Here is a 21,864-nt window from a genome sequence, read left to right as displayed (position 1 = left end):
CGTCACCCGGGAACTCCTTCGGTCGAAGCGATAGCCGCAGATCCGAAAAGCCACTCCTTCAGGCACGCTACACAGATTTGCGGAATTGCAGAACCTTCCACACGATAAGGAAATCGTTCCAGGTGGGTCTCTTTTCCAACTGATTGCCAATAGATAGCGGTCACTCCATGGAGATCACCACCTTGCCGAACGGGTCACCTTCCATGAAGTACCGGTACGCCTCGACCGACTCCTCGAACGGGTACACCCGGTCGATGACCGGCCGGACCTGGTGCTCGGCCAGCGCGGCGTTCATCGCCTCGAAATCCGCCCGGCTACCCACCGCGATGCGGCGAATCGACACGAACTTGCCCCCGAACAGGCTGGGCGGCTGCGGCCGGCCCGGCACCGGCGGAAACGCTCCGATCAACGTCACCTGTGCGTTGTACGCCGCGGAGGCAACGGATTTCGGCAGTGTAGGCATGCCGACGGCCTCCACCGCGTGCTGGACGCCCTCGCCGCCGGTGAGCTCGAGCACCGACCGCTCCCAGTCCGGCACCTGGACTCGATCGATCACCTCGTCGGCGCCCAGTTTCCGCAACCGCTCCGCCTTCTCGGCCGAGGATGTGATCGAAATGACCTGCGCCCCCAGCATTTTGGCGTGCTGAACCGCCGCCAGCGCCACCGAGCCGGTGCCGGTGGTCAACACGGTCTCCCCCGGCCCCGCCGGGACCGGCTTGGTCAGCGCGGCCCAGGCCACCAGCCCCGCGCAGGTCAGCGACGCCGCCTCGGCATCGGTGAGATGCGCGGGCACATGGACCACCGAATCCTCCTCCAGCAGTATGTAGGTGGCGAGCCACCCGTCGTGATTCGCGCCGTACTGCTGGGCGGACGCCGCCTGCAGCTGCGGGCCGTCGATCCAGGAGACGAAGTAGGTGCCGGCCACCCGGTCGCCGATCGCGGCGCGGGTCACCCGATCGCCCCGCGCGATCACCTCGCCGACACCGTCGACCAGCGGCACGACGCCGGGACGGGCGGGCAGCACATAGCTGCCCTCCAGCAGCATGATGTCGCGCCGGTTGAGCGCGGTGGCGCGCACCCGCACCACGACCTGGCGCGGGCCCGGCACCGGAATCTCCTGCGCCCGGGCGGTCAGCCCGGCAAGGCCGCGCCGCGATTCCAGTTGGTAGGCAATGCCATTCATGGTCTTCTCCGTGGGGATCGAGTCCGGTTGTCGAGAAGCGAGTCTGTGCGGTCCGGCGAATCCGTGCGATTCCCTCCAGGGAATGATCGGATGGCCGCCCACGTCATTCCCTGGAGGGAATCGCGCGTCCGCATCCCAGTCCGCACAGTGGAGGTATGACGACCATGGCCGTGGCGACGACGACACCCTTCGCCCAGGAACTGCGCGGCTGGCGCACCCGGCGACGGCTCAGCCAGCTCGATCTCGCCATCGCGGCCGAGACCAGCCAGCGGTATCTGAGCTTCCTGGAACAGGGCCGCTCCCATCCCGGGCGGACCATGGTGGTGCGGCTGGCCGAGGTGCTCGGGCTGTCCCTGCGCGAACGCAACGCGATGCTGCTGGCGGCCGGGTACGCCCCGGTGTTTCCCGAATCCTCCCTGGACGCACCGGAACTCGGCGCGGTCCGGCACGCGCTCGACACCATCCTGCAGGGACACCTGCCGTATCCGGCGGTGGTGACCCGCCCCTTCGGGGTGCTGGTGGCGGCGAATCCCGCGTTCGAGCTGCTGACCGAGGGCTGCGCGCCGGAACTGCTGGATTCGCCGGTCAATGTGCTGCGCCTGGCCCTGCATCCGGACGGCCTGGCACGGCGGGTGGTGAACCTGCCGGAGTGGGGCCGCCACATCACCGACAGCCTGCGCAATCGGGCGGGCCGCAGCCCCGATCCCGCGCTGGACGCGCTCATCGCGGAGCTCGAGGGCTACCTGCCGCCGGTGGATCCCGGGCCCGGGCACCTGGGTTTCGCGGTGCCGCTGCGACTCCGCTTCGAGGCCGGTGAGCTGCGGCTCATCACCACCCTCACCTCGTTCGCGACGGCCACCGACATCACCCTGTCGGAGCTGCACCTGGAGGCGTTCCTGCCCGCCGACCAGGCCACCTCCGACCTCCTGCGGGCGCGCTTCGCCGGGGAGTAAGTGCTTGCGACCCCATTACTCGTAGACGTATATTCGTAGACGAGTAAGGAGGTGCCCCATGGCCCGCAGGCGCAAGGTCGCCAATCTGATGGGTCTGGCGGTGCTGTCCGCCGTCGTGCTCCAGCCCATGCACCGGTACGAGATCGCCGCGAGGTTGCGGGCCTGGGGCAAGGACAACGACATGGGCATCAAATGGGGCTCGCTCTATACCGTCGTGGACAACCTCACCAAGCACGGCTTCCTGGAGATCACCGGCAGCGAACGCGACGGCGCGCGCCCCGAACGCACCATCTACCGCATCACCGACGCGGGCCGCGCCGAACTGGTGGACTGGACCCGCGAACTCATCGCCGACCCCGAACCCGAGAAACGCCGCTTCATGGCCGGGCTCTCCGTGCTCTCGGTGCTGCCCCCGGACGAGGTCGTCGACCTGCTCACCCGGCGAATCACCAAGCTGGACACCATCATCGCCGAAACCCGCGCCCAACTGGCCGCTCTGGACGGCTCGGTGCCCCGCCTGTTCCTGATCGAAGAGGACTACCAGCTGACCATGCTGGCGGCCGAGGCCGACTGGGCCCGCGGCCTGCGCGACGCGCTCGCCGACGGCAGCTTCCCGGACACCGAGGGCTGGCGGGCCTGGCATCGCGACGGCGTTCTACCCCCCGACCTGGCAGAGCCGGCTGCGGAAGGGGGCGCGAACACACCGCACACTCAGCACGACTCATGAACGGAACCGGGCCCCGGCGAGGGTGCTGCAACACCGCCACCGAAGCCCGGAACACACCGTCTCGAACCGCGTCCGTGCAGGCGAACCCGGCACCGAGTTTGGCAACTACAGGATAACTGGGTTCTCCACGCGCGGGACGGTTCGAGGTCTTCGGCAAGTCTTCGAACACTTCTCGGGAGAGACCCATGTCCACAACCACTCGTTCCGCGATCATCATCGGCGGCGGCATCTCCGGCCCCGTCACCGCCACCGCCCTGCACCGGGCCGGTATCGACGCCACCGTCTTCGAGGCGTATCCGGGCCCCGCCTACGGGATCGGCGCCAACCTCGCCCTCGCACCCAATGGCGTCGCCGCCCTCGACCTGGTCGGGGCCGGAGATCCGGTGCGCGCCAAGGCCGCACCCCTCAGCCGCTCCACGATGTCGGTCAACAGCAAGCAGTTCCCACTGCCCGGGCTGGTCGACATCGAGCCGCTGCGCGTGATCGACCGCTCCGACCTGCACGAGATCCTGCACGACACCGCCGTCGCGGCCGGGGTGCGCTTCGAATACGACAAGCGGCTGGTCGAGGTGGAGGAGCACGCGGGCGGCGTCACCGCCATCTTCGCCGACGGCAGCAGCGCCACCGCGGACGTGCTGATCGGCGCGGACGGCATCCGCTCCACCGTGCGCACCCTGGTCGACCCGAACGCGCCCGGACCCACCTACCTGCGGATGCTCGGCTTCGGCGCGTACACCGACGCACCCCTCGACCTGGAGCCGGAGACCATGACCTTCGCCTTCGGCAAGCGGGCCTACTACCTGTACTGGGCCATGCCCGACGGCCGGGTCGCGTGGGGCGCGAATCTTCCCACCGAGCAGTACTACTCGCTCACCGAGGCCCGCGCCGTCTCCACCGAACAGTGGCTGCGGACCCTGCGCGAGACCTACGCCGACGACCTGCCCGGCCGGCAGCTGGCCGAGGCCACCACCACCGCACAGCTGCAGGTGATCGGCGCGCTGCACGTGATGCCGCGGGTGCCGCACTGGCACCGGGGACGCATGGCGCTCACCGGCGACGCCATCCACGCGCCCAGCAACACCTCCGGGCAGGGGGCGTCGCTGGCCATCGAGAGCGGCATCGAGCTGGCCCGCTGCCTGCGCGACATCGACGACCCGGCAATGGCTTTCGCCACCTACGAGGCGCTGCGGCGGCCGCGGGTGGAGGCGGTCGCGGCGCGGGTGGCGCGAATGAACCAGACCAAGGCGGCCGGGCCGGTCGCCCGGATGGCCATGCAGTTGATGATGCCGATCATGTTCAAGCGGATGAATCCGGAGAAGATGCTCGGCGGCGAGCAGCGGTTCCGGATCGATTGGGACGCCACCGTGCGGCCCGCCGCCGTCCACGCCTGATCGGACGTGGCCGACACCTGTCAGGGCTCAGTGGCCGACCGGCAGTACGTCGGGCCGGTCGGCCTCGTCCAGCAGTTTGGTGGCGATATTGTCGATCGCCTGATCCAGCAGCGCCCGATCCGCCGGATCCGTGGAATCCCAACCGGTGAGCTGACTTTCGAGCCAGCGCTTCCACGCACCCCGGACCCGATCGACCTCCTGGTCCCCCTTGGCGGTGAGGGCGAGTTCGCCGCCGTCGCGGCGCAACAACCCCTCCCGCTCCGCCTTGACGTACACCGGATCGATCAATTCCGCCGGAATCCAATGGGTTCGGGCGATGTCCGCGAGGGTGGCGGTGCCGCGCAACCGGGTGTACATCCGCACCTGCCCCAACGCCCACGCCTCGTCACGGCCGAGCGAACTGCCCGCCGCCGCAAGGATTCCCGGATCCGGCACCGTAGTGTCGCGCAGTCTGCGCAACACTCCCGCCACACAACGCTCGAGCTGCACCAGCCGGTCGCCCGAGTCCGGCATGGAGAACTGCTCCCCCACGTCGGTGGCCTCCGCGCGAGCGCTGTCACGCAGCGTGACCTGCTTCAGGAACCACGCCACGACGAAGCCGAGCACCGCCACCGGCACCACCCAGCGGAAGACGAAGTCGATGGAGTCGGCGTAGGCGTGGATGATCGGCGCGGCCTGCTGCGGCGGCAGCTCCCGCAACAGCGCCGGACTCTGCGCGACCTGCGGCGACACCCGCGATTCGATCAGCGCCGCTTCCAGATTCGGCCGCAGCTGATTCGAGTACAGCGTGCCGAACACGGTGGTCCCGAACGCGCTGCCGATGGTCCGGAAGAAGGTGACCCCGGAGGTGGCGGTCCCCAGATCCGAGTACGGGACGCTGTTCTGCACGGCGATGGTCAGCACCTGCATGGCCAGACCGACGCCCAGGCCCAGGATCAGCATGTACAACGACATCAACCAGGTGCTGGTGCCCGGCCCCATGGTCGACATGAGGAACAGGCCCACCGCCATCACCGCGCACCCGATGATCGGAAACGCCTTGTAGTGGCCCGTCTTCCCGACGATATTGCCGGACAGGATGGAGGTGAAGAACAACCCGACCACCAGCGGCAGGGTGCGCAGCCCGGACGCGGTGGCCGAAACACCTTCCACGTACTGCAGATACGCGGGCAGATAGGTCATGGCCCCGAGCAGCGCGAAGCCGACGATGAAGCTCAGGATCGAGCACACGGTGAACACATTGCTGCGGAACAGGTGCATGGGCAGCATGGGTTCGCGGGCCCGGAACTCCGCGGCCACGAAGGTGGCCAGCAGCGCCGCGGCCGCCGCGAACAGGCCGATGATGGTGGGCGAGGTCCACGCGTATTCCTGTCCGCCCCACTCCAATCCGAGGATCAGGCAGGTGACGCCGACCGCGACCAGCGCGATGCCCAGGTAGTCCACGATCGGTTTCACCACGGCCCGGGTCATGGGGATGGTGCGGGCCGCGGCCGCGATCATGACGACGGCGAGCGGGACGTTCACGTAGAAGCACCACCGCCAGCTCAGGTGGTCGGTGAACAGTCCGCCCAGGGTGGGTCCGAGGACGGTGGTGATCCCGAAGACCGCGCCGAGCGCGCCCTGGTACTTGCCGCGTTCGCGCAGCGGGATGACGTCGGCGATGAGGGCCATGGAGGTGACCATGAGCCCGCCCGCGCCCAGGCCCTGGATGGCGCGGGCCGCGATGAGCAGCGTCATGCCGTGCGCGAGCCCGGCGATCATCGAGCCGATGATGAACACGGCCCCGCTGATCTGGAAGACCAGTTTGCGACCGAACAGGTCGCCGAACTTGCCGGAGAGGGCGGTGGCGATGGCCTCGGCCACCAGGTAGGAGGTGACCACCCAGGCCATGTGCCCGGCCCCGCCGAGATCCGCCACGATGGTGGGCAGCGCGGTGGAGACGATGGTGGAGTCCAGCGCGGCCATGAGCATGCCGAGCGCGACGGTTCCGAAGACGACGTTCCTTCGGCCCCGGCTCATCGGCGGCGGTGGGACGGGCTTGGCGGCGGTGACGCTGGCACCGGTCATCGGCCCAGTATGTGGCGCTCACCAGCGAGGATGCGGCAACGACACGGCAAACCAGGCATTGCGGGAGACAATGGGCGAGTCGGCCTACCGCTGGAACTTACTCTGCAGTAAGGTCGGGTCATCCGAGTGCGGAGCCGCACTGCGAACGCCGAACCTGCGAGGTCAACAGCCATGGCATGGAAGCCCAGCGATATTCCCGACCAGTCCGGGCGCACGGTCGTCATCACCGGAGCCAATGGCGGACTCGGCGAGCAGACCACCAAGGTACTCGCGGGCAAGGGCGCGACCGTGATCATGGCCTGCCGCAACGCCGCCAAGGCCCAGGAGGTCGCCGACCGCATCGACGGCGACGTGCGCGTGGCGAGCCTGGACCTGGCCAGCCTGGACTCGGTCCGGCAGTTCGCCGAGAGCACCGGCGAATTCGACGTCCTGATCAATAACGCGGGCCTGATGAACATCCCGTTCTCGCGGACGAAGGACGGCTTCGAGACCCAGTGGGGCGTCAACCATCTCGGCCACTTCGCGCTGACCGGCCTGCTGCTGGACAAGATCGGCGACCGGGTGGTCACGCTGGCCTCGATCGCCCACAAGCAGACCCCCAAGCTGTGGATCGACGACCTCAACTACGAGCACCGCCGCTACCAGCGCAACCTCGCCTACGCGCAGGCCAAGCTGTCCAACCTGATGTTCGCGCGGGAACTGCAGAACCGGCTCGCCGCGGCGGGCTCGGCCAAGCGCTCCTACGCCGTGCACCCCGGCGTCTCGGCCACCGACCTGTTCGCCCGGACCGAAACCCCCCTGGACAAGATCTCCAAGCCGTTCATCCGGATCATCGGCCAGTCGCCGTTCCACGCGGCCTACTCGTCGCTGTTCGCGGCGACCGAGACCGACGCCGACCCGAACACCTACTGGGGTCCGACCCGCTTCTTCGGCAGCCAGGGCCCGGTCGAGGCCTCGCCGTCCAGCAAGATCTCCCGGGATCCGGAACTGCTGCGCGGGCTCTGGGCGGAATCCGAGCGTTTGACCGGGGTCACATTCAAGTTCTGATCGGCAACCTGCCTACTACGGGACCCGTAGTAGGCAGGTACCGTGGAGTGCGTGTCCGCTCCCCAACGCCGCCCGGCCCTGATCGTGTTCGTGGTCGTGGCGTTCACGGCGTGCCTGGGTCTGGGCTACTGGCAGTGGACCCGGTTCGAATCGGGCGGCGGCACCTATCAGAATCTCGGCTACGCGCTGCAGTGGCCGCTCTTCGCCGGATTCGTGATCTGGGCCTATGTCCGCTTCGTGCGGCTCGAGAAGGAAGCCGGGGACGACGAGACCCCGCCCGCCGAGCCCGGCACCGAAGCCACCGCCCGCCCCCGTCGCCCGAAACCGGCCGCACCGCGCGAGATTCCCGCGGGCCTGCTGCCGGAGCGCCCCCAGGCCGCCCGGGACGAGGATCCAGAGCTCGCCGAATACAACAGGTATCTGGCCGACCTGCACGCCCGCGACATGGACGACCAGGTCCGTGACGCCGGACTGCAGCACACCGAGAGGAGCGCCGGTTGAGCGCCAGCGACAATTCCGCGCCGTCCCCCGTCGCCACCGAGACCACCGCGCCGGCGCGCCCGCTCGGTTCCGCCGCACCCGAGAAGATCCGCGGCGCGCTCACCCGCTACCGCGTGCTCGCCTACATCACCGGCATCTGGCTGCTGGTGCTGTGCGGCGAGATGGTCTACAAGTACCTGCTCCTCGACGACAGCAGCACCGCCCCGCACTGGCTGTTCTACATCGGCCAGGTGCACGGGCTGTTCTACATGCTGTACCTGGTCTTCACCATCGACCTGGGCATCAAGGCGCGGTGGCAGCCGATGACCACCTTCCTGACCTGCCTGGCGGGCACCATCCCATTCCTGTCCTTCGTGTTCGAGCACAACCGGACCCGCGAGGTCAAAGCGGCCTTCGGCCTCTGAGAGCCGGCGTACCGACGTACGAAAGGGGTTCGAGGACCAGGTCCTCGAACCCCTTTCTCGTCTGCCGTGATGCTGTGTTCTCGTCTGCCGTGATTCAGTGACCGGCGAGGGCGGCCAGTGCGGGCAGCAGCTGTCGCAGGGCGCGGCCGCGGTGCGAGGCGGCGTCCTTCTCGGCCGGGGTGAGCTGGGCGGAGGAGAGCTCGCCGCCGTCCGGGAAGAACAACGGGTCGTAGCCGAAACCGCCGTCGCCCACCGGCTTCCGGCCGATGACGCCCGGCCATTCGCCGCGCACGACTTCCTCGACACCGGCGCCGACCAGGGCGCAGGCCGAGACGAAGCGGGCCCCGCGACGCTCGTCGGGGACGTCGCCGAGCTGGGCCAGCAGCAGGGTGTTGTTGGCCTCGTCCTTGCCGTGGGTGCCCGACCAGCGGGCCGAGAGCACCCCGGGCATGCCGTTGAGGGCATCCACCTCGAGACCGGAATCGTCCGCGACACAGGGCATTCCGGTGGCGGCGAAACCGTCGCGGGCCTTGAGCAGGGCATTGCCCTCGAAGGTGGGTTCGGTTTCGGGGGCCTCGTCGTAGGGCTCGACGTCGTTCAGGCCGACGAGCTCGATGCCCGCGATACCGGCCTCGTCGAGGATGCGGCGCAGTTCGGTGAGCTTCTTGGCATTGCGGCTGGCGACCAGGACGCGGGTCATCGCTTCTTGGACTCCCCGGGCTCGGGCAGCACGCCCGGGTACGGCAGCGCGAGGGCTTCCTTCTGCACCACGAACAGCTGCTCGCAGCCCGCCAGCGCGGAATCGAGCAGCTTGTCCAGGGTGGAGCGCGGGAAGGTGGCGCCCTCGCCGGTGCCCTGGATCTCGACCAGGGTGCCGGTATCGGTGGCGACCACGTTCATGTCGACCTCGGCGCGCGAGTCCTCCTCGTAGGGCAGGTCCAGGCGCACCCGGCCGTCCACGACGCCGACGCTCACCGCGGCGATGGCGCAGGAGATCGGTTGCGGGTCGGCCAGTTTCCCGGCCGCGCCCAGGTAGGTGATGGCGTCGGAGAGCGCCACGTACGCGCCGGTGATGGCGGCGGTGCGAGTGCCGCCGTCGGCCTGCAGCACATCGCAGTCCAGGGCGATGGTGTTCTCGCCGATGGCGGCCAGGTCGATGCAGGCGCGCAGCGAACGGCCGATCAGCCGGGAGATCTCCTGGGTGCGGCCACCGACCTTGCCCTTCACCGACTCTCGGCCCGAGCGGGTGTGGGTGGCGGCGGGCAGCATGGCGTATTCGGCCGTCAGCCAGCCCAATCCGGAATCACGCCGCCACGGGGGGACGCCGTCGGTCACGCTGGCGGTGCACATCACCCGCGTCTGCCCGAACTCCACCAGCACCGACCCGGCCGGGTGCGAAGTGAAACCCCGAGTGATCTTTACGTCGCGGAGTTGGTCATCCGCCCTGCCATCGGCTCGTTTCGACACGACGCACAGCGTAGCTCCGCCGCCTCCCCGCACCTGTAGCGGGCAGCCAAGAGCCGTTGCATGTCTCGCACCGCGCCGACGGTCGTGTACCGAACCGATTCTGGGCGTACCCGGGGAGTTACCCCGACCGCCAGGAAATCAGTGGTCGCGTCAGATGTCGAAAACTTCGCCCGGGGAGACGGCATGGACCGGGCCCGAGAACACGGCCTTCGCCTCGGCGATGACGTCCTCGCGGGAGGTCCACGGCGGGATGTGGGTGAGCAGCAGCTCGCCGACGCCCGCGCGGGCCGCGATCAGGCCCGCCTCGTGGCCGGAGAGGTGGATGCCCGGCGGGCGGTTGGCCGGGTCGTGGGTCCACGACGCCTCCGACAGCAGAACGTCTGCGCCGCTGGCCAACTCGAAGACCTCGTCGCACAGCGCGGTGTCGCCGGTGTAGACCAGGGTGCGGCCGGCCGCGGTGGTGATGCGCAGGCCGTAGGACTCCGGCGGGTGGAACATGCGCCGCGCCTCGACGGTGTGACCGGTGCCGAACGGGATCGGGACACTCGCCTGCCAGGGCCGCATGTCGATGACGTCGGACCAGTCGTCGGTCTCGCCGCCGATCTCCGCGGAGGCGTTGCCGATCCGCAGCGAGGTGTCGGCCGGGCCGTAGACGACGGCCTTACCGGTCGGCGGATTCGGGTGGTAGCGACGCCACACCAGCAGGCCCGGCAAATCCAGGCAGTGATCGGCGTGCAGGTGGGTGAGGAAGATGTCGACCTCGCCCGGATCCAGGTGACGCTGCAGCGCGCCGAGCACGCCGGGTCCGAAATCGATGACGGTCGGTGTCATATCCGGGCCGGTCAGCAGGTAACCCGACGCCGGGGAATCCGGGCCGGACACGCTGCCCGAGCACCCGAGGACGGTGAGGCGCATTCCCCCATGCTGCCACGCTGCATTCTCACTCAACGGAGGGATCCCCCAAATCGCCGACCGCGACCAGCGTCACCCCTACGACGCGGGACGGCCGGCGTCAGCCCCGCGACGATGACGACGTTCATGAGCAGAGAGTACCCATCCGGCAACCACTCCACCCACCGCCCCGAAAAGATGTCCTTGCCAAGAGATTTCCGGGTTGCTCGGCAGCACGCCCCACAGGATCGACCCGTAGACGGCCAGCACCCCGAATCCGACCGCGATCTGCACCACATTCCGCGAGAACCAGCCCCAGCAGATCAGATAGGTGAGCCAGCCGAACACCAGTCCCGACGCCCCCACCGACACGGTGTGCGGCATGGCCGTCAGCCACACCCCCGCACCGGCGATCACCCAGATGACGGCGGTCGCCGCCAGCCCGCGCCCGATCCCGGTCAGCAACGTGAGCAGGCCGAGCACCAGCACCGGCAGCGTGTTCGCCAGCAGGTGCCCCCAATTGGCATGCAGGACAGGCGCGAACAGGATGCCGGTCAAACCCTCGCCGGAACGCGGCCGCACCCCGTTCTGTTCGAGGCGGCCGCCGGACAGGCTGTCGACCGCTTCCACGCCGTACAGCAACGCGGTGAAGCCCAACGTCAGCGCAATGGCGCGCTGCCACAGCGATTTCAGGGCGCCCGGACCCGACGAACCGGTGTCGCCGGCCGGGACGGGCGTGCGCCCCGCCGCCGGTTCGGCCAATTCCCTGCGCAGCCGCGCGATCCGCTCCGGATCGAACGACGCGCCCATGCCGCCGCCACCGCTCATGGCAAGACCTCCTAGCCCTGCCCCGAGCGTACCGCCGGATCAGGCCCAGAGCTGGCCGTCGAGCCTCTCCTCCGCCTCCTCCAGCGTGCCGTCGTAGGCGCCGGTGGACAGGTACTTCCAGCCGCCGTCGGCGACCACGAACGCGATATCGGCACGCCGCCCGGCCTTCTCGGCCTTCTTGGCGACCCCGAGCGCGGCGTGCAGGATCGCACCCGTCGAGATGCCCGCGAAAATGCCCTCTTCCAGCACCAATTCGCGGGTGCGGCGGACCGCGTCGTAGGGGCCGACCGAGAAGCGGGAGGTCAGCACCGACTCGTCGTAGAGCTCCGGGACGAAGCCCTCGTCGAGATTGCGCAGGCCGTAGACCAGTTCGCCGTAGCGAGGCTCGGCGGCGACGATGTCGATGCCCGGCACCTTCTCGCGCAGGAAGCGCCCGGCGCCCATGAGCGTGCCGGTGGTGCCGAGACCGGCCACGAAATGCGTGATCTCGGGCAGGTCGGCCAGGATCTCCGGGCCGGTGGTCTCGTAGTGCGCGAGCGAGTTGGCCGGATTGCCGTACTGGTAGAGCATCACCCAGTCCGGATTCTCGGCCGCGATCTGCTTGGCCAGCGCCACGGCCTGATTGGAGCCGCCCGCGGCCGGGGAGTCGATGATCTCCGCGCCGAACATGGTGAGCAGCTGACGCCGCTCCACCGAGGTGTTCTCCGGCATCACGCACACCAGCCGGTACCCCTTCAGCTTGGCCGCCATGGCCAGCGAAATGCCGGTATTGCCGCTGGTCGGCTCCAGGATCGTGCAGCCGGGCGTGAGCCGCCCCTCGGCCTCGGCCGCCTCGATCATGCGCAGCGCCGGACGGTCCTTGATGGAACCGGTCGGATTGCGGTCCTCGAGCTTGGCCCACAGGCGCACATGCTCGTCACCGTCCCAGCGCGGGGACAGGTTCTTCAGACCCACCAGCGGTGTGTTGCCGAGGGTCGCGATCAGCGACTCGTAGCGGGCCACGGTCAGCGGGCCCCGCCGGCGACCGCGGGCAGGATGGTGATCGAGCCGCCCTCGGGCACCTCGGCGTCCAGGCCGCCGGTGAAACGCACGTCCTCGTCGTCGACGTAGATATTGACGTAGCGCTTGAGCTTGCCGTCCTCGAGCAGCTTCGCCGCCAGGCCCGGATAGTTGGCCTCCAGGTCCGCGATGACGGCGGCCAGGGTCGCGCCCTGCGCCTGAACTCGCTTCTCGCCCTTGGTGATCGGGCGCATGATGGTCGGGATGGACACGGTGACCGGCATCGGGGGGACTCCTCTGTTTCTGGGTGGACGCTAGGCGGGGTAGGCGGCGACGATCTCGACCGGTTCCTCGGTGACGACACCGTCGAGGATCCGGTAGCTGCGCAACTCGTGCTCGTGCGGATCCCGGGTGGAGACCAGCACGTAGTGGGCATGGGGTTCGGAGGCGAAGGACACGTCGGTGCGGCTCGGGTACGCCTCGGTCGCGGTGTGCGAGTGGTAGATCACCACCGGCTCCTCGTCGGCCGCGTCCAGCTCCCGCCACAGGCGCAGGTGCTCGTCGGAATCGAACTCGTAGAAGGTGGGCGAGCGGGCGGCATTGATCATCGGCACGAACCGCTCGGGGCGATCGGAGCCCTCGGGACCGGCCAGGATGCCACAGGCCTCGTCGGGGTGGTCAGCGCGCGCGTGCGCGACCATCGCCTCCACCAGGTCCGCCCTGATCACCAGCACCGTCGCATCCTTCCGTTCGCGCCCGAGGCACCCGGCCGAACGGCCGAAACGCTCCCGTCAACAGGTGAGAATATGCGGGTATTCCCGAGGCGGCCGGTCACCCTCGCGCCCGGGGGCGCCCGGGTCGCGTCACTCGTCGAACAGGTCGCGGTAGGTCGGGATGCCCGCCACCGCCGTCGCGGACAGGATCGCGTCCACGATCGCCCGCTCCACGCACACCGCGGCCGCCGTGCACAGCTGGTCCAGGATCAGCAGATCCGCGGGAAAAGCCGGGGGCAGTGGGAAATTCGGCTGCTGCTCGGCGGTCCCGGTGGCCAGCGCGAACAGCGTGTCGCCGTCCAGCGGGGAGTGCGCGGGCCGGATGGCCCGGGCCAGGCCGTCGTGCGCGGTGGCGGCCAGACGGCGGCAGGCCGCCGGATCCAGCGCCGCGTCGGTCGCGACCACGCCGATCGTGGTGTTGAGCACGGTGCCCTTCACCGCCAGCGCGTTGGCGGCGGTCAGCTGCGCGGCGGTGGGCGCGCGCAGCCCGAAGAACTCGGGACCGTCGGTGCCGGCACCCCACGGGAATCCGGTGCGCGGATCGAACACCGAGCCGACCGGATTCGCCACGATCACCGCACCCACCGTGATGCCCGCGGCCGGGCCCTCCGCGAAACGCACACTGGCCGTGCCGATTCCGCCCTTGATCGACCCGGCCCGCGCGCCCACGCCCGCCCCGGCCGAACCGCGCGCGAACTCTTCTCCCGCGGCGTCGGCGGCCAGGAATCCGGCGTCCGCGTCCGGCCGGATGTTCCACGCGCCCACCGGCAGATCGAAGATGACCGCGCCGGGCACGATCGGCACCACCCGCGCGGGGTCGGCGGGATCCATCGGAATGCCCTCCCGATGCTCCTCCAGCCAGCGCATGACGCCGTCGGCCGCGGCCAGGCCGTAGGCGCTGCCGCCGGTGAGCAGGATCGCATTCGCCTGCCGCACAGTGTTTCCCGGATCCAGCAGGTCGGTCTCGCGGGTGCCGGGGCCGCCGCCACGCACATCCACCGCCGCGACCACGCCGCCCGGCACGCGCACCACGGTGCAGCCGGTGGCAGCGCCCTCGCCGAGAGTGGCGTTCGGATCCAGGAGGCTGTGATGCCCGACCAGCACCCCGCCGACGTCGGTGATCGAATTACGTGGTCCCGCAGTACCGTTCACGGCGCTCCTCGGTGTCTGATTGGCCCTACGCCCCGCTCCGGGCAGGTCGGGGACCTGCTACGGCGCGAGCGCCTGGATCAGCGAGTCCTGCATCCAGGTGAGCCAGTGGTAGACCTCGAGGCTCGGGCCGCGCGGGTCGTCATCCGGGAAATGCTCGGGCGTGTCGGCGTCGATGTCGAGGGCCGTGCCCAGGGCCAGGCGGACGTCATTGAGGGCGGTGAGCCAGGCGTCGGCCTGTTCGGGGTTGATGACGACGCGGCCGCCCTGCGGGGGGAGCGTGTCCAGCACGACCCGGCCCGCGGCCACCTTGGATTCGATGATCTCCGGCTCGTGCAGGCTGCGCAGGGCGCTGTTCAGGTCGGCGCGCTCGGCGTCGGGGGAACCGGGTTCGGGGCGGTGGAAGTCCGGCAGCAGCCGGGCCAGCCGCGGGTCGGTGGGCGGCGTCGAGTTGCCGAGCTGTAGCCCGGTCAGCGCCGCGAGATCGTCCTCGGGGGCCGATTCGGCCCGGTCGATCAGCAGTCCGGTGACCGCTCCGACCAGGGAACGCAGGACGTCCGCCTCGTGGGCGTCCATTTCCGAACGCAGCTTCAGCCCGCCCAGGGAGTTCTTTCTGCTCCACTTCCGCACGGGTTCACCGTAGTCGCCTTGTTCACTCGTCACGTTGCATGGTGGCCCACAGCCCGGCGGCGTGGAGCCGTTGGACGTCGTGCTCCATCTTGTCGCGCGAACCGGCGGACACCACGGCCTTGCCATCGTTGTGGACCTTCAGCATCAGCTCGGTTGCCTTACCTTTGCTGTAGCCGAAGAGCTTCTGGAAAATATAGGTCACGTAGTGCATGAGATTGACCGGATCGTCCCATACGACGGTGACCCAGGGCCGATCCTCTGCTTCCAGAATCTCGGAGTGTTCAATGGCCTCCGGTGTCGCCTGTGCCGACGACAGTGTCGCGCCGACGCCCACCGAACCGGCGGTCATCTCGACAACGTCTTCTTTACACAGACCCATATCAACCAGGGTACGACTCGACCCCAATGAAACAACAGCGGTGCCCATATGCCCTCCGCTTCGCTCCCCCGTTCCCAGGCGGGGGCCGATCAAGCCACAGTCCAGAACGAGGCGGGCCGCGAAGTGCGGGTCTGTCGATAGTCGCTGCCATCGATCCGCGTCCTAGAGTTGGCCACGTGATCATGGCTGACGGACTGACCAGTACTGCATTGCTGACCGACCAGTACGAGCTCACCATGCTGGCGGCGGCGCTGGCGGATGGTTCGGCGCAGCGGCAGTGCACTTTCGAAGTGTTCGCTCGGAGATTGCCGAATGGTCGTCGTTACGGTGTGGTCGCGGGGACCGGGCGTTTGCTGGCCGCCCTGGGCGAATTCCGTTTCGGGGAGCCCGAACTCGCGGTCGCCGCCCAGTTCCTCGACGAGCGCACCCTGGAGTGGTTGCGCGACTACCGCTTCGGCGGGCAGATCGACGGTTATCGCGAGGGCGAGCTGTTCTTCCCCGGCTCCCCCATCGTCACCGTGCGCGGCACCTTCGCCGAATGCGTACTGCTGGAAACCCTGATCCTGTCCATCTACAACCACGACAGCGCCATCGCCGCCGCGGCCGCCCGCATGGTCAGCGCGGCCGGGGGCCGCCGCATGATCGAAATGGGTTCGCGCCGAACCCACGAACTCGCCGCCCCCGCCAGCGCCCGCGCCGCCTACCTGGCCGGCTTCGACGCCACCTCCAACCTGGAGGCGGCCCGCAGCTTCGGGGTGCCCAGCGCCGGGACCAGCGCGCACGCCTTCACCCTGCTGCACAGCGGCCGCGACGGCGCGCACGAGGCGGCGGCCTTCCGCAGCCAGGTCGAGGCCCTGGGCGTGGGCACCACGCTGCTGGTGGACACCTTCGACATCACCCGCGGCGTGGCCACCGCCATCGAGGTGGCGGGACCCGAATTGGGCGGGGTGCGTATCGATTCCGGCGATCTGGGGGTGCTGGCCCGGCAGGTGCGCGAGCAGCTGGACGCCCTGGGCGCCCTCCGCACCCGCATCGTGGTGTCCGGCGACCTGGACGAATACGCCATCGCCGCGCTGCGCGCCGAACCGGTCGACGTCTACGGCGTCGGCACCTCACTGGTCACCGGCTCCGGCGCGCCCACCGCGGGCATGGTCTACAAGCTGGTCGAGGTGGAGGGCGTCCCGGTCGCGAAACGCAGCTCCCACAAGGAGTCTCGCGGCGGCACCAAGCGCGCCGTGCGCCTGTCCCGCGACACCGGCACCGTGGTCGAGGAGATCGTCTACCCGGCCGTCTCGGACCGCCCCGAGTCCGGCCGCTTCGAGGTCCGCGACCTCCAGGTCCCCCTGGTCCGCGACGGCGAGGTGCTCCCCGGCCTGCCGACCCTGGCCCAGAGCCGCGAACTGGTCGCGAAGGGCCTGATCAGTCTTCCGTGGGAGGGCCTGAAGCTGTCGGCGGGCGAACCGGCGATCCCGACGACCTTCCAGGGCTGACGACCGAGCGGCACAATGCACTACGAGACCCGAACCGCTGTGGTTCGCCCAGGCCCCGGGAGGCAGTCCATGAGCCGAGCCCTGATCGTCGTCGACGTCCAGAACGACTTCTGCGAGGGCGGCTCGCTGGCCGTTTCAGGCGGCGCGGCCGTGGCCGAACGCATCACCGAATACCTGGGCGTCTCCGATTACACCGCGATCGTCGCCACCCGCGACTTCCACATCGACCCGGGCGCGCACTTCTCCGCGCAACCCGACTACGTCGACACCTGGCCGCCGCACTGCCGCGTCGGCACCCCCGGCGCGGACTTCCACCCCGCCCTCGACACCACCGCGATCCAGGAGATCTTCTCCAAGGGCGCCTACACCGCCGCCTACTCCGGCTTCGAGGGCACGGCCACCGACGGCGACACCGCCCTGGACGCCTGGCTGCGGGACCGCGGCATCGATGCCGTCGACGTCTGCGGCATCGCCACCGACCACTGCGTACGGGCCACCGCCCTGGACGCCCGCGCGGCTGGCTTCGAGACCCGCGTCCTGCTCGGCCTCACCGCCGCCGTCTCCCCCGGCACCCTGGCCACCGCGCTGCAGACGCTGCGCGAATCCGGCGTGGAACTGGCCGGAACGCTGGAGTGACCCGCCCGGCTGTCGGCGGAAATCGGTCCTGCCGGACGGCCCGCCGAGGTTTGCGCGAGGGTTGTCAGGGCGGCGCAGTAATGTCGTCGCGTGCCCGAACTGCCTGCCGTTCCCAAGCTCCTGGCCACCGCTGTACAGGCGTTGGGAGGTAAGGAACGCAAGGGGCAGCAGACGATGGCCGCGGCGGTCGCGCACGCCATCGACACCGGTGAACACCTCGCCGTCCAGGCCGGCACGGGTACCGGTAAGTCCCTCGCCTATCTGGTGCCGAGTCTGCGCCACGCGGTGCGGACGGGACGGACCGTCGTGGTGTCGACGGCGACCATCGCATTGCAGCGTCAGCTGGTGGATCGCGACCTCCCGCGCCTGGCCGACGCGCTGGCGTCGGATCTGGGCCGGGTGCCGCAGTTCGCGATTCTCAAGGGACGCAACAACTATCTGTGCCTGAACAAGATCAACAGCGCGATTCCGGACGAGCCGGAGCAGGAACTGTTCGACGCGTTCGCCATCTCGAAGCTGGGCCGCGAGGTCCAGCGCCTCAACGAATGGGTCTCCGACACCGAGAACGGCGACCGCGACGAGCTCACCCCCGGCGTCACCGATCGCGCGTGGCGGCAGGTGAGCGTCAGCTCCCGCGAATGCGTGGGCAAGTCCCGCTGCGCGTTCGGCCAGGACTGCTTCGCGGAGAAGGCGCGCGCCGAATCCGCCCAGGCCGATGTGGTGGTGACCAATCACGCGCTGCTGGCCATCGACGCCATCAGCGGCATCCAGGTGCTGCCCGAACACGACGTGGTGGTCGTGGACGAGGCGCACGAACTGGTGGACCGGGTGACCGGCGTGGCCACCGCCGAACTGTCCACCGGCGGCATCAGCGCCGCCGCCAAACGCTGCTCCAAGCTCATCGACGAACAGGAAGTGGACCGGCTCGAGGGCGCGGCCGAGGCCTGGCACGGCCTGCTCGACGACCTGCAGCCCGGCCGCTGGGACCGGATGCCCGACGGCGCGGCCCCGGTGCTGGCGCTGATCCGCGACGCGGCCTGGAACGCCCGCACCGCGCTGGCCCCGCAGGGCGGCCAGGCCGCCGATCCGGAGTCGGCGGCGGCCCGCAATCAGGCGCTGGCGGCGGTGGAGGAGGTGCACGACGCCGCGGTCCGGGTGCTGACCACCTTCGAGGAGGCCGATCCGGCCGCGCACCGCGACGTGGTCTGGCTGTCCTCGGAGGAGATCCGCGGGGTGCCGCGCCGGACCCTGCAGATGGCCCCGCTGTCGGTGGGCGGTCTGCTGCGCAGCCACCTGTTCGGCACCGCCACCGTGGTGCTGGCCTCGGCGACCCTGCAGATCGGTGGTTCCTTCGACAATCTGGCGGTGACCTGGGGCCTGCCGCCGCAGTCGTCGGCGGTGGTGGATCCCGCGCTGGCCAACGGCGCCGAAGCCCCCTCGGACGAGAAAGCGCTGCGCTGGAATTCGGTGGACGTGGGTTCGCCGTTCGATCATGCCAAGTCCGGAATCCTGTATGTGGCAAAGCATCTGCCCGCGCCGGGCCGGGACGGGCTGCCGCAGTCCTACCTGGACGAGATCGAACGTCTCATTCGCGCGGCGGGCGGGCGCACGCTCGGGCTTTTCTCGTCGATGCGAGCGGCCAAGGCGGCCACCGAGATTCTGCGTGAACGGCTCGATACGCCCGTGTTGTGCCAAGGTGACGACGCGACCGGCGCACTTGTCCGGAAATTCGCCGACGACCCGGAAACCTCACTGTTCGGAACACTTTCGCTATGGCAGGGCGTGGATGTCCCGGGGCCGTCGCTGAGCCTGGTGATCCTGGACCGCATTCCGTTCCCGCGCCCGGACGACCCGCTGCTGGTGGCCCGCCAGCGGGCGGTCGAATCCCGAGGTGGCAATGGCTTTCTGTCGATCGCGGCCAATCACGCGGCGCTGCTGCTGGCGCAGGGCACGGGCCGCCTGCTGCGCAGTGTGGACGATCGCGGCGTTATCGCAATTCTCGATTCGCGACTCGCGACGGCACGCTATGGCGGTTATCTTCGAGCATCTTTACCACCTTATTGGGAAACATCCGATCCCCAAGTTGTGACAAAAGCTCTCGAACGACTGACAAATAGTGTCGCACAATTGAAATGACCTGTGAGAACCCTCACAGGAGTAGCTCCTACTTCCGGGTAGAAGTAAATTGGATTTCGATACTCCGGTGAACCCCCAATTCCCACATCGGATGTGTCCGTAGTCCCCGCGCCAAGCCCTGCACGCGGCGCGGGGACCCGAAACTTTTCCGATCGGGTTTCGCTACTTCACCGCAAGGGTGATGAGCGCGGCCGCCACGCCGAGCGCGATCGCGCCGGCCCCCCAGGCCAGACCCTGACGCTGCCACAGACGGCCCGCGTCGAGCGAGATCCGGCCCGGGCCCGCGAACGCGAAGGCGACAGCCACGAGGGCGTAGACCGCGGGCAGCTCCCACCTCGCGAAGCCGCCGCTCCAGGTGACGTTCAGCGCATTGATCATGGTGCCCAGCACGATGGCCGCGGCCAGGGGCGTCAGCAGGCCCAGCGCCAGCAGCAGACCGCCGACCAGCTCGCTCAGCCCGGCCAGGGTGGCGAAGAACTTGCCCGGGTCGTAGCCCATTTTCGCGAACGAGCCCGCGGTGGCGTCCAGGCCGTAGCCGTTGAACCAGCCGAACAGCTTCTGACTGCCGTGCACGGCCAGCAGGCCGCCGACACTGACCCGCACGATGGCGAGGCCGATGTCGATACCGGTCGGAGCCTTGGAGGTGGTGGCGTTCACGGTTGCGGTCATGGCGGGTCCTCGTCTTTCGGTTCTCTACGTTACTCCGGTCGTCCATCCGGACCGTGGTCCGTTTTGGAGCCTACAGCAGGTCCCCAACGAGAGCGGGCGCGAGGCTATTCCGCCTCGCGCCCGAAATCCGGCTCGCTCGAGAGCTCGCCTGCCCTACTCGGCCAGGAACCAGAAGTAGTAGAGGAACACCGCCATCAGCACCCACATGATCGGATGCACCTCGCGCGCACGCCGTTTCGCGATCATGACGATCGGATAGAACAGCAGCCCCATGGCGATGCCGTTGGCGATGGAGTAGGTCAGCGGCATGATGATCACGGTGATGAAGGCGGGCACCGCGAATTCGAGCTTGTTCCACTCGATCTCACCCAGCGCCCGGGCCATCAGCACGCCGACCACGATGAGCGCGGGCGCGGTCACCGCCGAGACGTCGGCGAACACCGCGAAGGTCGGGAAGAAGAACAGCGCGATCAGGAACCAGCCCGCGGTGGCGACCGCGGTCAGGCCGGTGCGGCCGCCCGCCGAGACGCCCGCGGTGGATTCCACGTAGGCGGTGGTGCTCGAGGTGCCGATCACCGCGCCCGCGGCGGTGCCGACCGAGTCGGCGGCCAGCGCCTGCCCGGCGCGTTCCAGCTTGCCGTCCTTGCCCAGCAGCCCGGCCTGGTTGGCGACGCCGATCAGGGTGCCGGAGGCGTCGAAGAAGTCGACGAACAGCATGGTCAGCACGACCACCACCATCTGCCCGGTGAACGCGCCCGGCAGGTGGATGATGGCCTGGCCGAAGGTCTGATCCAGTCCGTGGGGCAGCGCCGCCACCGAGTCCGGCAGCTTCACCAGGCCCGTCACCATGCCGACCACGGTGGTGGCGAGGATGCCGTACAGCACCGCGCCGTGCCAGCCGAGCACCAGGAAGACGACCGTCGCCACCAGGCCGAACAGCGCGAGCAGCGTGGTGCCGTGGTGGAAGTTGCCCAGGTGCACGAAGGTGTTCGGATCGGAGGTGACGATCCCGGCGCTCTTGAGCCCGAGGAAGGCCACGAACATACCGATGCCCGCGCCGACCGCGAGTTTCATCTGCATGGGGATGGCTTCGATGATCTTCTCGCGCACCTTGGTCACCGCGAGGATGAAGAAGATGACGCCGGACAGGAAGGTGCCCGACAGCGCCTCCTGCCACGGAATGCCCATGTGCAGCACGACGGTGTAGGCGAAGAAGGCGTTGAGGCCCATGCCCGGCGCGAGCGCGACCGGGTACTTGGCCCACAGACCCATGACCAGGGTGCCGAAGATGGCGGCGACCGCGGTCGCGGTGAACACGGCCTGGACCGGCATGCCCTTGTCGTGGAGATCGCCGCCGGGGCCGTCGCCGAGGATGCGCGGGTTGACCGCGAGCACGTAGGACATGGCCAGGAAGGTGACGGTGCCGGCCATCAGCTCGCGCTCGAGGGTGGAACCGTGTTCGCTGATGCCGAAGTACCGGTCGACGCGCCCCTTGGTGCGCGTGAGGACGTCGGTGCTCATAGGTGGGGATCTCCAGTCGACCA

The 21,864-nt window shown here is 69.1% G+C and carries 23 protein-coding genes; 9 read left to right on the top strand and 14 right to left on the bottom strand.

All coding sequences use genetic code 11. The annotated features are described in order from the left end of the window. Positions 1-160: 160 nt before the first annotated feature. Positions 161-1,183, bottom strand: coding sequence for an NAD(P)-dependent alcohol dehydrogenase (locus tag ACFRAQ_RS16870; RefSeq protein ID WP_379100391.1), 1,023 nt, complete (start codon positions 1,181-1,183; stop codon positions 161-163). Positions 1,184-1,338: 155 nt separating this feature from the next. Here ACFRAQ_RS16870 and ACFRAQ_RS16865 point away from each other — a divergent pair, with 155 nt between their 5' ends. The 3 genes from ACFRAQ_RS16865 (at position 1,339) to ACFRAQ_RS16855 (ending at position 4,254) form a co-directional block, all read left to right on the top strand. Continuing rightward, entirely contained in the window at positions 1,339-2,136 is a 798-nt protein-coding gene (locus ACFRAQ_RS16865; protein WP_379100389.1) for a helix-turn-helix domain-containing protein, read from the top strand. 58 nt (positions 2,137-2,194) lie between these two features. Then, entirely contained in the window at positions 2,195-2,863 is a 669-nt protein-coding gene (locus ACFRAQ_RS16860; RefSeq protein WP_379100387.1) for a PadR family transcriptional regulator, read from the top strand. A 185-nt stretch (positions 2,864-3,048) separates the two neighbouring features. Next, the gene (locus ACFRAQ_RS16855; protein WP_379100384.1) at positions 3,049-4,254 is read left to right on the top strand and encodes an FAD-dependent oxidoreductase; all 1,206 of its coding nucleotides are present in this window, start codon (positions 3,049-3,051) and stop codon (positions 4,252-4,254) included. A 27-nt stretch (positions 4,255-4,281) separates the two neighbouring features. Here ACFRAQ_RS16855 and ACFRAQ_RS16850 read toward each other — a convergent pair whose 3' ends face one another. Continuing rightward, a complete protein-coding gene (locus ACFRAQ_RS16850; protein ID WP_379100382.1) occupies positions 4,282-6,321 on the bottom strand; it encodes an MDR family MFS transporter in 2,040 nt (679 codons plus the stop codon). Positions 6,322-6,492: 171 nt separating this feature from the next. On the opposite strand from ACFRAQ_RS16850, the gene ACFRAQ_RS16845 reads away from it, so the two are divergent. From ACFRAQ_RS16845 to ACFRAQ_RS16835, 3 genes are read left to right on the top strand one after another with little or no spacing between them, the layout of a single operon-like run. Beyond that, entirely contained in the window at positions 6,493-7,368 is an 876-nt protein-coding gene (locus ACFRAQ_RS16845; RefSeq protein ID WP_379100380.1) for an oxidoreductase, read from the top strand. A 42-nt stretch (positions 7,369-7,410) separates the two neighbouring features. Continuing rightward, positions 7,411-7,869, top strand: coding sequence for a transcriptional regulator (locus ACFRAQ_RS16840; protein WP_379100378.1), 459 nt, complete (start codon positions 7,411-7,413; stop codon positions 7,867-7,869). Next, positions 7,866-8,273 (top strand): DUF3817 domain-containing protein, encoded by a 408-nt coding sequence (locus ACFRAQ_RS16835; protein ID WP_379100376.1) that lies wholly within the window; start codon positions 7,866-7,868, stop codon positions 8,271-8,273. Before ACFRAQ_RS16840 ends, ACFRAQ_RS16835 begins: the two co-directional genes overlap by 4 nt. A gap of 94 nt (positions 8,274-8,367) precedes the next feature. Here the strand turns inward: ACFRAQ_RS16835 and ACFRAQ_RS16830 are convergent, their stop codons facing one another. From ACFRAQ_RS16830 to clpS, 10 genes are all read right to left on the bottom strand, one after another. Then, complete coding sequence (locus ACFRAQ_RS16830) at positions 8,368-8,973, bottom strand: non-canonical purine NTP pyrophosphatase (protein WP_357289281.1); 606 nt, start codon at positions 8,971-8,973, stop codon at positions 8,368-8,370. Further along, on the bottom strand, positions 8,970-9,740 hold the full coding sequence (gene rph, locus ACFRAQ_RS16825; protein WP_379100373.1) for a ribonuclease PH: 771 nt from the start codon (positions 9,738-9,740) through the stop codon (positions 8,970-8,972). Before rph ends, ACFRAQ_RS16830 begins: the two co-directional genes overlap by 4 nt. Before the next feature lie 150 nt (positions 9,741-9,890). Next, positions 9,891-10,655, bottom strand: coding sequence for a cyclic nucleotide-degrading phosphodiesterase (locus ACFRAQ_RS16820; protein WP_379100371.1), 765 nt, complete (start codon positions 10,653-10,655; stop codon positions 9,891-9,893). A gap of 75 nt (positions 10,656-10,730) precedes the next feature. Further along, complete coding sequence (locus tag ACFRAQ_RS16815; protein WP_379100369.1) at positions 10,731-11,459, bottom strand: rhomboid family intramembrane serine protease; 729 nt, start codon at positions 11,457-11,459, stop codon at positions 10,731-10,733. A 39-nt stretch (positions 11,460-11,498) separates the two neighbouring features. Beyond that, complete coding sequence (locus tag ACFRAQ_RS16810) at positions 11,499-12,461, bottom strand: PLP-dependent cysteine synthase family protein (protein WP_379100367.1); 963 nt, start codon at positions 12,459-12,461, stop codon at positions 11,499-11,501. A gap of 2 nt (positions 12,462-12,463) precedes the next feature. Beyond that, positions 12,464-12,742: a MoaD/ThiS family protein gene (locus ACFRAQ_RS16805; protein WP_357289292.1), complete on the bottom strand. Its 279-nt coding sequence runs from the start codon at positions 12,740-12,742 to the stop codon at positions 12,464-12,466. Positions 12,743-12,772: 30 nt separating this feature from the next. Further along, positions 12,773-13,192 (bottom strand): M67 family metallopeptidase, encoded by a 420-nt coding sequence (locus ACFRAQ_RS16800; RefSeq protein WP_357098659.1) that lies wholly within the window; start codon positions 13,190-13,192, stop codon positions 12,773-12,775. Positions 13,193-13,321: 129 nt separating this feature from the next. Continuing rightward, positions 13,322-14,383, bottom strand: coding sequence for a P1 family peptidase (locus ACFRAQ_RS16795; protein ID WP_379100364.1), 1,062 nt, complete (start codon positions 14,381-14,383; stop codon positions 13,322-13,324). 57 nt (positions 14,384-14,440) lie between these two features. Further along, positions 14,441-15,010: a DUF2017 domain-containing protein gene (locus ACFRAQ_RS16790; RefSeq protein WP_379100362.1), complete on the bottom strand. Its 570-nt coding sequence runs from the start codon at positions 15,008-15,010 to the stop codon at positions 14,441-14,443. 22 nt (positions 15,011-15,032) lie between these two features. Continuing rightward, a complete protein-coding gene (gene clpS / locus ACFRAQ_RS16785; protein ID WP_379102106.1) occupies positions 15,033-15,389 on the bottom strand; it encodes an ATP-dependent Clp protease adapter ClpS in 357 nt (118 codons plus the stop codon). 182 nt (positions 15,390-15,571) lie between these two features. Here clpS and ACFRAQ_RS16780 point away from each other — a divergent pair, with 182 nt between their 5' ends. From ACFRAQ_RS16780 to ACFRAQ_RS16770, 3 genes are all read left to right on the top strand, one after another. Further along, the gene (locus ACFRAQ_RS16780) at positions 15,572-16,879 is read left to right on the top strand and encodes a nicotinate phosphoribosyltransferase (protein ID WP_379102104.1); all 1,308 of its coding nucleotides are present in this window, start codon (positions 15,572-15,574) and stop codon (positions 16,877-16,879) included. A gap of 69 nt (positions 16,880-16,948) precedes the next feature. Continuing rightward, complete coding sequence (locus tag ACFRAQ_RS16775) at positions 16,949-17,515, top strand: nicotinamidase (RefSeq protein WP_379100360.1); 567 nt, start codon at positions 16,949-16,951, stop codon at positions 17,513-17,515. 90 nt (positions 17,516-17,605) lie between these two features. Then, positions 17,606-19,651 (top strand): ATP-dependent DNA helicase, encoded by a 2,046-nt coding sequence (locus ACFRAQ_RS16770; protein WP_379100358.1) that lies wholly within the window; start codon positions 17,606-17,608, stop codon positions 19,649-19,651. A 162-nt stretch (positions 19,652-19,813) separates the two neighbouring features. Here the strand turns inward: ACFRAQ_RS16770 and ACFRAQ_RS16765 are convergent, their stop codons facing one another. Next, entirely contained in the window at positions 19,814-20,320 is a 507-nt protein-coding gene (locus ACFRAQ_RS16765; RefSeq protein ID WP_379100356.1) for a DoxX family protein, read from the bottom strand. A 153-nt stretch (positions 20,321-20,473) separates the two neighbouring features. Next, positions 20,474-21,841: an NCS2 family permease gene (locus ACFRAQ_RS16760; protein ID WP_379100354.1), complete on the bottom strand. Its 1,368-nt coding sequence runs from the start codon at positions 21,839-21,841 to the stop codon at positions 20,474-20,476. Positions 21,842-21,864: the final 23 nt, after the last annotated feature.

This window comes from Nocardia sp. NPDC056611, assembly GCF_042792755.1.
In the GTDB taxonomy this organism is placed as follows: Bacteria; Actinomycetota; Actinomycetes; order Mycobacteriales; family Mycobacteriaceae; genus Nocardia.
Note: the sequence above shows the minus strand (reverse complement) of the source record. Positions and strands in the feature narration are given on the sequence as shown.